The following is a 13,457-nucleotide window of genomic DNA, read 5'->3' on the forward strand; positions in this document are numbered from 1 at the left end:
GGCCGGCCAAAAGTGGGGTGTGCCCCGCCACTTGCCCCTTCACACCCCGTCGGTGCCCATGCAGGACGTGGCATGCGACACGCCCTCGCGCGGATTGCCACCGGGAGCGATCGGGGAAGCCATTCAGGCGCCCATGATCGACTCGAAGGGACACGCCCTCGTGACGCTCGTAGCGCCTCCCCCCATACCCAGGGCAGCCGGTTCGCTGCCGTTCCTGGGTCACGCGATACAGCTCGTGCGCGACAACCTCGGCTTCATCGCCGCGCTGCGCACCACCTACGGACCACTCGTCGAGATCACCCTCCAGCCCGGCACCCGCACCCTCGTCGTCCAGGACCCCGGGCTCATCCGCACCATGCTCACCGACCTCGGACCGAGCCTCGACAAGGGCCGGTTCTTCGAGAAGATGGGACAGTTGCTGGGCGACTCCGTCGTCACCGCGGCGGGCCAGGAGCACGTCCGCAAACGACGCCAGCTCCAGCCGGCCTTCGCCCGCGAGCGGATCGCCCGCTATGTCGACACCATGCGCGCCGAGACGGAATCCGCCGTCGAGGGCTGGACCGTCGGCCGGCGACTGGACGTGCGCGAGGCCATGGTCGGGCTCAGCCTGGACATGCTGGCCAAGACCGTGTTCTCGGGCAGCCTCGACGACACCACCTTCCGCCGGCTGCGCGCCGACCTGTCGGTCGTGATGAACGGCGTCGGTGCCCGCGTCGTGCTGCCCGACTGGGTCGAGCGGCTGCCGCTGCCCGCCAACCGCCGCTTCACCGCGGCGCGCGACGCCGTGCGGGCCACCGTAGACCGGGCCGTCACCGATCTTCAGGCCTCCGGCCACGACACCGGCGACATGCTCTCCCTGCTGCTGCGCACCACCGACGAGGAGACCGGCCGGCCGTTGTCCGGGCACGAGATCTCCTCCGAGATCCTCACCCTGGCCGTGGCCGGCACCGAGACCACCGCCTCGGTGCTGTCCTGGGTGCTGTACGAACTCGCCCGCGAGCCGAGGATCGAGGCGCGGGTCCTGGCGGAACTGGACGAGGTGCTCGGCGACCGGCCGGTGACCTTCGACGATCTGGGGCGGCTGCCCTTCCTCGGGCGGGTGATCGAGGAGACGCTGCGGCTGCACCACACCGGCTGGCTCGTCACCCGCCGCACCGTCACCGAGACCCGGCTCGGCCCCTGGACGGTGCCCGCGGGCACCGAACTCGCCTACTGCCAGCACGCGCTCCACCGTGACCCCGTGCTGTTCCCGGACCCCCTGGTCTTCGACCCCGACCGCTGGCTCGACGGCTCCGGGCCCCGGCCCACGCAGGCGTTCCTGCCCTTCGGCGCGGGCAAGCACAAGTGCATCGGCGACCGGTTCGCGCTAACCGAACTGGTCACCGCCGTCGCCACGATCGTCCGGCGCGTACGCCTGGAACTGGCACCCGGTCAGACGGTGCGGCCCGTCGCCGCGGCCACCGTACGGCCCCGGACCCTGCTGATGACCGTGCGCGCGAGAGCGGACGCTCCGCCCTCCTCCGCCCGCTGAGGCACCGGGCCGGCCGGCGTGCTCACCCGGCCGGCCCGGCCCGGCCCCACCGGCATAACGCCGCGTTATGCGAAGCCGGGATTGTTCGCGCCGTGCCCGGGCCGGAGATGCTGGGCGCCCCCACACGGCAACACGCGCCCCGACGCGTGTCGTAGGAATCGAGGAGCCTTGCGAACAACGAGACTCGTCCCCGCCCTGTTGGCCGCTCTCGTGGCCGCGCTGCTGTCCGCCCTCACGCTCGCCCCGGCCGCCTCGGCGGTGGAACCCCGGCCCGGTGACGGCGGCCCCCAGCCGATCATCGGCGGCGGCTACGCGCAGAACGCCCCCTGGGCGGCACGGCTGTTCTCCGGCGGCGCCCAGACCTGCACCTCGACCATCATCTCCCCCACCTGGATCCTCACCGCCAAACACTGCGTCGGCGGCGGCGGCCTCGCCTTCCGTATCGGCAGCCTCGACCAGGGATCCGGCGGCACGGTGGCGAACGGCGTCCAGACCGTCACCCACTCCTCGGCGGACCTGGCGCTGGTCCGGCTCGACCGCTCCGTCTCCGCCTCCTACGCACCGCTCGGGCAGCCGGGCACGGTGCGGGTGGGACAGACCGTCCAGGTCTACGGCTGGGGAGCGACCTCCCGGTGCGGCTCGGAGATCAACTGCCAGTCCCAGTACCTCAAGGTCGCCAATGTGAGCGTCACCCGGGGCTGTTACGACGCCTACTACGGTCAGGCGATATGCGCCCGTCCCGTCGACGGCATCACCGCGGGAGGCGACTCCGGCGGCCCGATGATGGCCGGCGGCGTCCAGGTGGGCGTCGCCTCGACCAGCGACCGGCAGACCACCACGGCGTACACCAACGTGACCGCCTACCGCTCCTGGATCCAGTCGGTGGCGGGCGTCTGACCACTCCCGCACCCCGGGTCCGGCACCCGTCCTGCCTCCGGCCTGCCTCCGTCACTGCGGAGGCAGGCGCAGTACCCCGCGCTCGTCGCGGATGTCCGTGAGAACGCGCACGACCTCGGCGTCGCGGCCCTTCGGATCCGAGGTCACCAGCGCCGCCAGGTCACCGTTGCAGCGCTTGCCCTCGGCGGGCGGCCGCTCGCAGAACAGCACGTAACCGCGCATGCGCCGAACGGTCCCCGGCTCCAGCCGCCACACTCCCAGGCCCGCCCCGCCACTCGTCACGGCGTCCGGGTACTTCGCGCGCAGCGCGGGCAGCACCGACGCGTCGACCTGCCGGGAGAAGGCCTGCCTCTCCTTGAGCGGCGAGACGATCCGCAGGCCGGCGGAGGCCACATCCACGGTGTGCTCGGCGTCGCCCCCGACCGGATACGTGGCCACGTAGTACGACTTCTGGGCCAGCGCGGCGAGCCTGGGGCCGTGGGTGAGGCGCAGGACGGTCGGCAACGCACTCTTCGCGGCCGGGAGGTCCTCCGCCGTGCCGGGGGCCGCGAAGTTCACGGACACCGAGCGCGATGCCACCTCGAGGTCCTGCTCGGCGCGGGCCGTGACCCAGCGCTGCGCGCACGCGCCGACGCGGGCCAGGACGTCGTCCACCGTCTCGTCCGTCACCCGTACCTCGATCCAAGGTGCGGTGAGCCTCTCCTCCGAGGCCAGGACCGGGTGCCCGCAGCCGTCGAAGGCCTCCCGCATCGCGCGCAGGTGTCCGGCCTCCAGCCTGGCCCGGTCCACCGCCTTGCGCAGGGCGTCCTTGCAGCTCGGGCCGCCGTCGCAGTGGTCCTTGGCCGCGTCCACCCGCAACCGTACGGCCGCGTCCGGGTCACCGGCGACCGACAGGGTGACCTCCGAGCCCGTGGTCTCGGGGAACAGGATCCGGGCGCCGACGACCTCGAGTTCGCCGGGGTACAGTTCGTCGGCGATTTCCCGGGCCCGCCGTACGTCGTCGTCCGTGTCGAACGCCGCGCAGCCGGTGACGAGCAGCCCGAGCAGCAGGGCCGCAAGGCCCCCGCCGACGCGCCTCGTCCGCCGCCGTCCGCTCCCCCGTGCCGTGCGCCGACGTCCCATGACTCCCCCTCCGTGTCCCACCGACGGCGCCACGATAGGAGGGGTGACCGGCGGCGCGGATGAGTACGCGGGCTCATCCGCGCCCTGAGTGCCGCCGCCCACCGTCCAGGAACCGGACGGTCCGGCGGGCGCGTGGTGAGTACATCTACTGTTCGGGGTGATCGAGGGGTGTCCCGCGCGAAGGAGTCCACGACATGACCGCCCAGCCAGCCGGCTCCCAGGTGAACGAGCACGAGGCGGCCGTTCTCCGGCTCCGGGACGTGAGCGTGCGCCGCTTCACGACGGACCAGCTGATTCTCGACGGCGTCGACTGGACGGTCCGGCCGGGCGAGCACTGGGCACTGCTGGGGGCCAACGGCGCCGGGAAGACCACCCTGCTGCGACTGCTCGGCGCGCTCATGCACCCCACCACGGGCACGGTCGAGGTCCTCGGCAGCCGGCTGGGCCGAGTGGACGTCCGTGAGCTGCGGGCCCGCATCGGCCATGTCAACTCCGCCCAGCGGGTGCCGCAGGACCTCACCGCCCACGCCGTCGTGCTCACCGGCCACAGCGGCACCGTGCAGCCGCTGTGGCGGACCTACGACGACGAGGTCCGCGTGCGCGCCCGCGACCTCCTGACCGAGCTCGGCGTCAAGGAACTGACCGACCGGCCGTACGGTGTCTGCTCGGGCGGGCAGCGGGCGCGGATCCTGATCGCCAGAGCGCTGATGGCCGACCCGGCCCTGCTGCTCCTGGACGAGCCGTTCAACGCGCTGGACCTGCCGTCCCGCGAGGACCTCGTCGAGGCGATGCACCAACTGGCCGAGGGCCGCCCGCACCTGGCCACCGTGACGGTCACCCACCACCTGGAGGAGCTCTTCCCTGCCGTCAGCCACGCCCTGCTGCTGCGCGAGGGCCGGACCCTGTCGCGGGGCCCGGTGGACGAGGTCCTCACCGACTCGCTGCTGACCACCTGCTTCGGCCGCGACATCACGGTGGCCCGGCGAGACGGCCGCTGGTCGGCCTACTCGGGCCGGCGCGTCTGCGGAGCCTGACCCGCCGGTCCCGCCCGTGCGGACGCGGCCGCCGAGGGACCCGTCCGCCGAGGGGGCGAGGCGGCCCCGGAGGTATCGGTGTACGGAACGTCCGGGACCGCCGCTCGGCTCCCCCGCCGGGGCCTGCCCACCCACCCGCCGGGGGAAACGGGAGCGGCGGTGATCCGGCGCAAGTGCACGCCCACGGGTTACCCCGGTCAACCCGGCGCACCGCCGGATGCCGACTCGGCGCGGCCGGGCCGGGCGCTATCGGGCGCAGGACCAGGCGGACATGCCCTGGATGCGGGCCAGGCGTTTGGCCACGGCGATCTGCTCGGCGCGGCTGGCGAGGTCCGCGCGCGGGGCGTACGCGAGGCCGCCGGCGGCGATCCAGCTCGACCGCGCGAACTGCAGGCCGCCGTAGTAGCCGTTGCCGGTGTTCGCCTGCCAGTTGCCGCTGGACTCGCACGCCGCGATGGCGTCCCAGTCGGTGCGCGGAGCCGCCGAGGAGGAGGCAGCCGCCGCGCCGGTCGCACCCAGTGCGGTCGCGGCGAACAGCGCCACCGCGGCGGTTTTGATCCTGCGGCCATGCGAACTGCGCACGTCGCTCTTATGAGCATTTCGTCTACAGATCATAAGAAGACTGTTACACCACGTGACCGCCGGTCGCCGCGTCGGCCACCGCCCCTTGGGCCAGTCGGAGCAGGCCCCCTCCTCCTGCCTCGCCCGCCACGCGCATCACGTCGCCGACCGTATGTGCCCCGGGCTGTCCGGGACCGCCTCGGCGGCCAGGTAGTCCGGCACCGCCTCGGGATCGACGAGCCGGTTGAGCCGGCTCGGGACGTCGAAACCGATCAGCAGGATCACCACGAGAGTCAGCGAGAAGGTCAGCACCGCGAGCGACTGTCCCAGGGACATGGTCGACGCCAGCCTGGCGCCGAGCACCGGCGCGACGGCGCCGCCCAGCGCTCCGACGTTGTAGGTGAAGCCCAGGGAGGCGGCGCGGGTCTCGGTCGGGAAGTGCCCGGCGATGTACTTGGGCAGCAGCCCGGAGATGCCCTGCATGCAGGCGAGCATCAGGAACAGCAGGATGCCCAGCTGGAGTTGGCTGTCCCGGATCGCGAAGACGGGGAACACGAAGGCGATGCCGACCAGCAGGGTGAAGGCGTACGCCTTGCGGGTGCCGAACCGGTCGCCGATGAAGCCGGTGACGATGCAGCCGGCCATCGTGCCGAACCCCGCGAAGTAGAGCGCGTCACTGACCTGCGCGGGGGTGAAGCCGAGTTCGGTCTTGAGATAGGTGGGCAGCAGGGCCTGGACCGGCCAGCTGTAGAGGAAGGCGCAGAAGACGGTGACGCAGAGCGCGACGAACAGCACCCACCTCTTGCGGCCGCCCAGTTGGACCGCGAAGGCGACGAGACAGGCCGTGGCCACGACCGACAGGACGGGCACCGCTCCCGCGCCGAGCGGGGTGAACACCGCGAAGAGCGACCCCGTGGCGACGACCGCGAGCACCGTGTTGACCGTCGCCCGGCGGCGGTCCGCGAACAGCGGCCGGAAGGGGTTGGGCCGTTCACCGGCGGCTCCCACCCGCGCCTCCCAGTCGTCGGCCTCGGGCAGGGCCCGCCGTACCCACAGCGCGACGACGACGGGGAACAGGCCGATGTAGAACAGCCAGCGCCAGCCGTGTCCGGGCACCACGTGCTCGTAGGCCTCGGCCGCCAGGACGCCGCCCAGCGAGAAGCCGGAGATGAGGAAGCCGGAGGCGCGGTTGCGCAGCCGGGCGGGCCAGCTCTCCAGGACGTAGGTGGCGCTGGCGCTGTACTCGCCGGCCATGCCCATGCCGATCAGCAGCCGGGCGGTGAACAAGCTGGTGTAGTCCCAGGCGAAGCCGCAGGCGAAGGTGCCGATCGAGTACAGCAGGATGCTGGCCACCATGGCGCTCTTGCGGCCGAAGCGGTCGCCGAGCGCGCCGAGCACGGCGCCGCCGAGCCAGCGGGTGATGAAGGCTCCGGAGACCAGGCTCGCGGACTCGACGGTGGACAGTCCGAAGTCGTCCGCGATCTCGGTCAGCACGAGCGTGATGAGGACGAAGTCGAAGCCGTCGAGGAGGTAGCCGATCCAGGCGGCGAAGAAGGCCTTCCACTTTGCCCGGGTGATCTCGCGGTACCAGGGCGGAGAGGTCGGGGTCGTACGCGCAGCTGACATGACGGATCCAATGCGGGTGGGGAGACGCGCGGCGGGGTCTGGGGGCGGGTCTGGACCGGGGCCGCGGGCAGGCGGCCCCGGTCCGGGGGTCACAGGAGTCCGGCCTCGGTGAGCCGGGCGCGGACCCGGGCCACGGCCGGCTCGTCGAGCGGTACCTGTGGCGCGGCGGTGGCCGGGCAGTCGATGTGACCGAGCAGGTGGGCGGCGGCCTTGAAGGCGCCGAGCGCGCTGGAGCTGGGGCCCATCAGGCCCGGGTCGCCCGCGTCGGTGAGGGCGAACAGGGCGGCGAGCCGGTCCTGTTCGGCCCGGGCGGCGGCCCAGTCCCCGGCCCGCGCGGCCTCGTAGAGGCGTACGTAGCCGTGCGCATCGACGTTGCCGAGGCCGGGCACGACACCGTCGACGCCGGCCAGCAGCGCGCCGTCGACGGTGAGTTCGGAGCCGGTGAGCACCGAGAAGCCGGGGGCGCGGCGGCGCAGTTCGACCAGCAGGCGGCGCAGGGAGCCCTCGTCGCCGCTGGAGTCCTTGAGCCCGGCGAGGGTGCCGTCGGCGGCCAGGTCGAGGACCACGTCGCGGGGCAGCTTGGTGTGCACGGCGACGGGGATGTCGTAGGCGAACAGCGGCAGGCCGGCGCCCTCCCTCACGCGCCGGAAGTGGCCGGCGATCTCCACGGGGTGCGTGCGGGTGTAGAAGGGCGCCGTGGCCACGAGCGCGTCGGCGCCCGCCCGGACCGCGTCGGCGGCCCGGTCCAGAACCCGGGCGGTGGTCGTGTCGATGACCCCGGCGAGGACGGGCACGCGGCCCGCCGCGGCCTCGACGGCCGCCTCAAGCGCGGTCAGCCGCTGGGCGTCGGTGAGGTAGGCGGTCTCACCGCTGGACCCCAGCAGGAACAGACCGTGCACACCGGCCGAGATCAGGTGCTCGGCGAGCCGGCGCACGGAGGCGGTGTCCACCTCCCCCGCCGGGGTGAGGGGGGTGATGACCGGGGGAACGACGCCGCGCAGCGGCGTGGGGATGGGCATGCGGTACTCCAGGTCGTGCTGTTCGTGTCCCGGGACGGCGGCGGGCAGCAGCGCGCCGGGGGTCCCGGTGACCGAGGACGTAGGATGTCCCACGTCCTGTTAGAGTGACACATGACGGAGCAGGGGATGTCAAGGGTCGAGAGGGGACGTCACATGGGCTCGGTCGCCGCCGACGCCGAGGAGAAGATCAAGGAACTGATCGTCGAACAGGGCCTCGGCCCCGGCGACCCGCTGCCCACCGAGACGGAGCTGATGGAGCGTTTCGGCGTCAGCCGCAACTCGCTGCGCGAGGCGCTCAAGTCCCTCCAGGCCATGCACATCGTCGAGATCCGGCGCGGCTTCGGAACCTACGTCGGCACCATGTCGCTGGAGCCGATGACCGAGGCTATGGCGTTTCGCACCGTGGTCGGACACCGCCGGGGCCAAGGCAGCCTGCTCGAGCTGCTGCAGCTGCGCGAGGCCCTGGAGGCCGGGCTGATGTACCAGTTGGCCGGCCGGCTGCCCGGCGAGGACCTGGCCGAGCTGGACGCGCTGGTGGAGACGATGCACACCGAGGTGCGCGAGGCGGGCGAGATCGCGGCCCGCACCGACCGCGCCTTCCACCGGGCGCTGCACCGCTCGCTGGACAACGACCTGCTCAGCGAGCTCCTCGACGCCTTCTGGAGCGCCTTCCACCGGGTGCGGGCGCAGGCGCAGGGGCTCGGTACGGCCGCCGACGGCGAGGAGCTGGCCCGTATGCACGCCAGGATCGTCGACGCCGTGCGCGCGGGGGACGCGGAGGCCGCGGAGAGGGCCGTGCACCGGCATTTCGACGACATCCGCGGCCGGCTGTCGCAGCACTGAGCGAGCACCGCTCGAGCGAGCACCCCTCGTTCGTGTGAAGAAACGCGAGGACGTCCTCCGGACGGGTGAGAGTCGCCCGGGTGCGTCCCGGCGCCCGCTTACGGTTTCGCGGTGACCTCGATCTCCACTGACCCGCGCCCGCTGCGAACCGCCGACCTCGGCACGCTCGTCATCATGTCCTGGAGCCGTGAGACGCCCGACGGCGACGTCCCCTTCCTGCTCGCCTGCTCCCTCGGCGACGGGGAGGGCGGCCCCGAGGCCACCCCGGCCGCCGTCGAGGGCCTGCTGAGCCGTGCCGGACTCGCCGTGGGCGGCGGCGGCGTCCTCGACGCCGGCGTCCTGCCCGCCCTGCCCGTCGGCCTGCTCGTCGTGCCGGGCGCGGCGGCCCTCACCATGCCCGGAGTCAACGCCCAGTTCGTCCCCACCCCGCAGTGGCGGGCCGCGGTCGACGCGCGGGGGTACGCCTGCCTCATCTTCGCCACGCGCCCGTGGTCCGGGGGCGAGCCCGGCGACCCCGAGGCGGTCGCCGCCTTCGCCAACCACGCGGACACGCTCTCGTCGGCGGCGCAGCTCGTCCTGCCCGTGCGCAGCCTGCGGAGCTGACGCCGGGGGCCCGCCCCGGTCACGGCCCGGCGGCGGGTCACGGCCTGGCGGCGGGCCGCCTCAGGTCCACAACTCGCCGCTGTCGCACACCCGGGCGCCCATGTTCCGCTCCATCATGCGCAGCGCCGCGTCCGCCAGATCGGCGTGGATGTGGGCGACCGCGTCACGCGGAACGATGACCTGGAGATGGCGGATGTGGGCGTCGAGCGCCGAGTAGAGCACGCACTGCTCGGTCACCTGCCCGCACAGCACGAGCCGGTCGATGCCCTGCTGGTGAAGCAGATAGGTCAGCGGGGTCTCGAAGAAGACCGAGTGCCGGGCCTTGACCACGAAGAGGGACGACTCGTCGGGCTTCAGCGGCTCGACGAGCCGGGAGTGCGGCCCCGAGAGTGCCTTGTCGAGGATCTCGCCGTGGTGCGAGCGCCACTCCCCGAAGTTGTCGTTGACGTAGATCACGGGGACGCCCTGCCGCCTCGCCCGTTCCAGCAGGCCGGTCACCTGCGGCAGTACGGATTCCACGGCGGGGATCAGGGACTCGGCGTCCTGGTGGTCGTAGGTGTTGATCATGTCGATGACGATCAGCGCGGTCTTGCCCATGCCGCCCAGGTTGCCACCGGGTGCCGGTACACCGTCCGTTCATGACACGCCGTCGGATGGCTTATCCCGCCCGTGGCCGATTATGTCGGGCATAGCGTGCGGAATATGAAGAAATGCCATGTCGTGTACCTGGTGTGCACCGCAGCGATGATCGGCACGGGGCTCGGTGCGGCTCCGGCGTCCTCCGTCCCCCTGACCCACGTGGTCCACCCCGGGGAATCCATCCAGAAGGCGGTGGACGGCGCCAAGTCGGGCGACACCGTCCTCGTCACTCCCGGTACCTACCACGAGAGCGTCAAGGTGAGCACCCCCGGGCTCACCCTGCGTGGCGTGGGCCGCAGCACGGTCATCAAGCCCAGCACGAAGAAGGCGGCCGACAACACCTGCGCCGAGGGCGGCAACGGCATCTGCGTGATCGGCACCAAGGACAAGAACGTCAAGGGCATCACCGTCGCCGACCTCACGGTGACCGGCTTCACCCGCACCGGTGTGTTCTCGATGGCCACCGACGGCCTGACCGTGCGGAACGTGACCGCGGTGAAGAACGGCGTCTGGGGCATCGCCCAGGAGCGCTCGGTCCACGGCATCATCCGCGGCAACACCGCCCGCGACAACGGCGACGCGGGCATCTTCCTCGCCAACACCGTCAAGACCGAGGAGGGCGCCGCCGACACCGAGGGCACCCTCGTCGCGCACAACCGGCTCGAGGGCAACCGCGTCGGCGTCACCGTCCGGCGGCTGCGCAACCTCGCCGTCGCGGACAACCACATCACCGGCAACTGCGCCGGCGTGTTCGTCGTGGGCGACGAGAACAAGCCCAAGGCGGGCGACCTGGTCGTGCGCGACAACCACGTCGTGCGCAACAACAAGTCCTGCCCGAAGACCGACCGACTGGAGGCACTCCAGGGCTCCGGCATCGTCCTGACCGGCGTCGAGAAGGTCCTGGTCGCCGACAACACGGTCGAGGGCAACTCGGGCAAGTCGTCGATGTCGGGCGGCATCGTCCTGGCCGCGAGCATGGTGGGCACCGCCAACTCGAAGAACGAGGTCAACGGCAACCGGCTGCACGACAACTCCCCCGCCGACCTGGTCAACGCCGGGACCGGCGACACCGGCAAGAGCAACACCTTCACCGGCAACACCTGCGGCGCCTCCAAGCCCGCGGGCATGTGCTGAGCCGGCCGTAGCCACCCCGTGCACCGAAGAAGGAAGGAAAGCGGCACATGACGACCGCACAGACTGCCCCACCCCCGCCCATGCGGCTGAGGGAGCTCGTGTTCGGGGCGGCATGTGCCGCCGCCCTCCGCGCGGCCGCACGGCTCGGCGTCGCCGACGCGCTCGGCGACACCCCCACGGCCGTGGAGGATCTCGCTGCCGCGGTGAAGACCGAGCCCAAGCCGCTGCGCCGGCTGCTGCGCGCCCTGACCTGCTACGGCGTCTTCACCGAGCACAGGAACGGGACCTTCGCGCACACCGACATGTCCCGCCTGCTGCGCGAGGACGACCCGCACAGCCTGCGCAACATCACCCTGTGGTGCACCGAGCCGTGGACCTGGGACGCGTGGCCCCTGCTCGACGAGGCGGTGCGCACCGGTGGCAACGTCGTGGAGGGCCTGTACGGCAAGGAGTTCTTCACCTACCTCAACGAGGACGCCCCCCAGTCGGCCGAGGTCTTCAACCGTGCCATGACGACCTCCAGCCGGCAGTCGGCCCAGGACGTCGCGGCGCTCCTCGACCTGTCGGCGAGCACGTCGGTCGCCGACATCGGCGGCGGCCAGGGGCACGTGGTGGCGAGCCTGCTGGAGAAGTACCCGTCCATGCAGGGCACGCTGCTCGACCTGCCGCGGGTGGTGGAGAACGCCGACCCCCGGCTGCGCGAGGGCGGCTCGCTCGCCGACCGCGTCCGGATCGTGCCGGGCGACTGCCGCGAGGCCGTTCCCGTGCGGGCGGACGTGTACGTCATCAAGAACATCCTGGAATGGGACGACGACAGCACCGCCCGCGCCCTGCGGGGTGTCATGGAGGCCGGCGGGCCCGGCGCCCGGGTCGTCGTCATCGAGAACCTCGTCGACGACACGCCCTCGATGCGGTTCAGCACCGCCATGGACCTGCTGCTGCTCCTCAACGTCGGCGGTGCCAAGCACACGACCGACAGCATGGTCGGGCGGCTGACCGACGCGGGCCTCGTCATCGACGACATCCGCCCGGTCAACCCCTACCTGCACGCCTTCGACTGCACCGTGCCCGAGTGAGCTGACCGGGAGGCACACGGCACGTCGGCCGCCGGACCGCGCACGTCGCGATCCGGCGGCCGACGCGTGTGCGGGCCGCGGGGGCGGGGTCAGGCGTCCGGCGCCCGCCGGTCGGTGACCAACTCCATCCGTGCGCCCTCGAGAGCACGGACGAGTCCGCCGTCCGCCGGGGAACCGGCCTCCGTGAAACCGTCCAGCAGGGTCGTCAGCTCGGTCACCCGGCCCGGGTCCGGAAGGCCGAGGATCACGGCCGGATCGCCGGCGTGCAGGTCGCCCCGTACGTCGACCAGCCGCACCACGACGTCGTCGCGCTGGAAGATCGTGCTGCACAGGACCGGACCGCGCGGATCGTCGGCCGCCGTCTCGTCGCGCTCGGCGAGGAGCTGGGCCAGCCGCATGCCGCACCCCGGCCGGGCCGGGTACGAGAGCGCGTGCCGCTGCGCCGCCGGGTCCTGCTCCCGCGCCGTCACGTGGTGGACGGCGGGCAGCGCGGCCCGCGTGTAGAACACCCGGGCGGACTCCGGGTCGCCGAGGTCCCGGTCCTGCTCCAGGTACGGGTTGATGGCCTCCTCGACGGCCCGCACCTCGGGCTGTTCGGCCACGTGCCGCAGGGCCGCGAGCAGGTCGCCGCGCACCTCGATCGCCCGCACCACCCGGTTGCCGTGCAGGAACAGGGACGTACGGCACAGTCGCGTGGTGTCGTCGACCTTCGGCTCGGGCGAGGCGTAGTCGGCGAGGATCTTGCCGACCGCGTCCTCGCCGCCCGGCTTCACCGTGAAGGTGAGCGCGTGCCGGATCACACCGTCGCCGATCCGGGGCGCCGCCTGGAGCCCGCCCCGGCCGGGCTCGGCGCCCGCCGCCGGACGGCCGGTCTCGCGGACCACGTGGAAGCGCAGTGACCTGGTGTCCCGGACGCAGCTGTGGAGCGGTTCGACCATCCGCACGTGCTCTTCGCTGCTCACCCAGTTCAGGAACGGCGGTGCGCTCTCCCACTCGCTGGTGATGAGCCACTGGGAGGGGTTCTCGATGGACTGGCACAGCTGCTCGCCGATGTGCCCGGGGACGGACTCGACGTGGCTGCGCAGGTTCTCGTACGTCTCGAGGAACTGCTGCTGGGCTCCGTCGTAGACCTCCACCAGCAGGACGACGCGGAGCCTGGAGCCGTCGAACACGGACTGCGAGACCTGGTGCGACACCTGTCGCGTCAGCGGTTCGGAAGCAGGGGTGGACGTGGTGGTCATCCTGCGCACATCTCCTTCGCGGGGGCGGAACTGAACGTCGGCCGCGGTGATGCGACGCCAGCGTGTCTCGATCCTGTGCCCGCCCCCGACGGCGCGCGAGTCGTATGCACTGCGCGGGTGACCGGCGCCGG

At 72.3% G+C, this 13,457-nt stretch carries 13 protein-coding genes; 7 read left to right on the forward strand and 6 right to left on the reverse strand.

Annotation, left to right across the window (positions count from 1 at the left end; translation table 11 throughout):
• The first annotated feature begins 133 nt into the window (after positions 1–133).
• Together ACGH7X_RS02655 and ACGH7X_RS02660 are read left to right on the forward strand one after the other, a co-directional pair.
• The gene (locus ACGH7X_RS02655; RefSeq protein WP_399881159.1) at positions 134–1,531 is read left to right on the forward strand and encodes a cytochrome P450; all 1,398 of its coding nucleotides are present in this window, start codon (positions 134–136) and stop codon (positions 1,529–1,531) included.
• Positions 1,532–1,699: 168 nt separating this feature from the next.
• Positions 1,700–2,428 (forward strand): S1 family peptidase, encoded by a 729-nt coding sequence (locus ACGH7X_RS02660; RefSeq protein ID WP_399881161.1) that lies wholly within the window; start codon positions 1,700–1,702, stop codon positions 2,426–2,428.
• A gap of 51 nt (positions 2,429–2,479) precedes the next feature.
• On the opposite strand, the gene ACGH7X_RS02665 is transcribed toward ACGH7X_RS02660, so the two are convergent.
• Positions 2,480–3,550 (reverse strand): SCO7460 family lipoprotein, encoded by a 1,071-nt coding sequence (locus ACGH7X_RS02665; protein ID WP_399881163.1) that lies wholly within the window; start codon positions 3,548–3,550, stop codon positions 2,480–2,482.
• Positions 3,551–3,744: 194 nt separating this feature from the next.
• On the opposite strand from ACGH7X_RS02665, the gene ACGH7X_RS02670 reads away from it, so the two are divergent.
• The gene (locus ACGH7X_RS02670; protein WP_399881165.1) at positions 3,745–4,584 is read left to right on the forward strand and encodes an ABC transporter ATP-binding protein; all 840 of its coding nucleotides are present in this window, start codon (positions 3,745–3,747) and stop codon (positions 4,582–4,584) included.
• Positions 4,585–4,830: 246 nt separating this feature from the next.
• Here the strand turns inward: ACGH7X_RS02670 and ACGH7X_RS02675 are convergent, their stop codons facing one another.
• The 3 genes from ACGH7X_RS02675 to ACGH7X_RS02685 form a co-directional block, all read right to left on the reverse strand.
• Positions 4,831–5,166, reverse strand: coding sequence for a transglycosylase family protein (locus ACGH7X_RS02675; RefSeq protein ID WP_399881167.1), 336 nt, complete (start codon positions 5,164–5,166; stop codon positions 4,831–4,833).
• Positions 5,167–5,301: 135 nt separating this feature from the next.
• Positions 5,302–6,771: an MFS transporter gene (locus ACGH7X_RS02680; protein ID WP_399881169.1), complete on the reverse strand. Its 1,470-nt coding sequence runs from the start codon at positions 6,769–6,771 to the stop codon at positions 5,302–5,304.
• A gap of 89 nt (positions 6,772–6,860) precedes the next feature.
• Positions 6,861–7,790, reverse strand: coding sequence for a dihydrodipicolinate synthase family protein (locus ACGH7X_RS02685; RefSeq protein ID WP_399896736.1), 930 nt, complete (start codon positions 7,788–7,790; stop codon positions 6,861–6,863).
• A 126-nt stretch (positions 7,791–7,916) separates the two neighbouring features.
• On the opposite strand from ACGH7X_RS02685, the gene ACGH7X_RS02690 reads away from it, so the two are divergent.
• Both ACGH7X_RS02690 and ACGH7X_RS02695 read left to right on the forward strand, forming a co-directional pair.
• Complete coding sequence (locus ACGH7X_RS02690; protein WP_399881171.1) at positions 7,917–8,633, forward strand: FadR/GntR family transcriptional regulator; 717 nt, start codon at positions 7,917–7,919, stop codon at positions 8,631–8,633.
• 111 nt (positions 8,634–8,744) lie between these two features.
• Complete coding sequence (locus ACGH7X_RS02695; RefSeq protein WP_399881173.1) at positions 8,745–9,236, forward strand: DUF5949 family protein; 492 nt, start codon at positions 8,745–8,747, stop codon at positions 9,234–9,236.
• Positions 9,237–9,296: 60 nt separating this feature from the next.
• On the opposite strand, the gene ACGH7X_RS02700 is transcribed toward ACGH7X_RS02695, so the two are convergent.
• Positions 9,297–9,833: an isochorismatase family cysteine hydrolase gene (locus ACGH7X_RS02700; RefSeq protein ID WP_399881175.1), complete on the reverse strand. Its 537-nt coding sequence runs from the start codon at positions 9,831–9,833 to the stop codon at positions 9,297–9,299.
• Between the two features lie 105 nt (positions 9,834–9,938).
• Between ACGH7X_RS02700 and ACGH7X_RS02705 the strand changes: the two genes are divergently transcribed.
• Complete coding sequence (locus ACGH7X_RS02705) at positions 9,939–11,009, forward strand: nitrous oxide reductase family maturation protein NosD (RefSeq protein WP_399881177.1); 1,071 nt, start codon at positions 9,939–9,941, stop codon at positions 11,007–11,009.
• Between the two features lie 47 nt (positions 11,010–11,056).
• A complete protein-coding gene (locus ACGH7X_RS02710; protein WP_399881179.1) occupies positions 11,057–12,085 on the forward strand; it encodes a methyltransferase in 1,029 nt (342 codons plus the stop codon).
• 89 nt (positions 12,086–12,174) lie between these two features.
• Here ACGH7X_RS02710 and ACGH7X_RS02715 read toward each other — a convergent pair whose 3' ends face one another.
• Entirely contained in the window at positions 12,175–13,326 is a 1,152-nt protein-coding gene (locus ACGH7X_RS02715) for a SchA/CurD-like domain-containing protein (RefSeq protein WP_399881181.1), read from the reverse strand.
• Positions 13,327–13,457 lie beyond the last annotated feature (131 nt).

The sequence above is a fragment of the Streptomyces sp. BBFR51 genome (genome assembly GCF_044591655.1).
Taxonomy (GTDB): Bacteria; Actinomycetota; Actinomycetes; order Streptomycetales; family Streptomycetaceae; genus Streptomyces.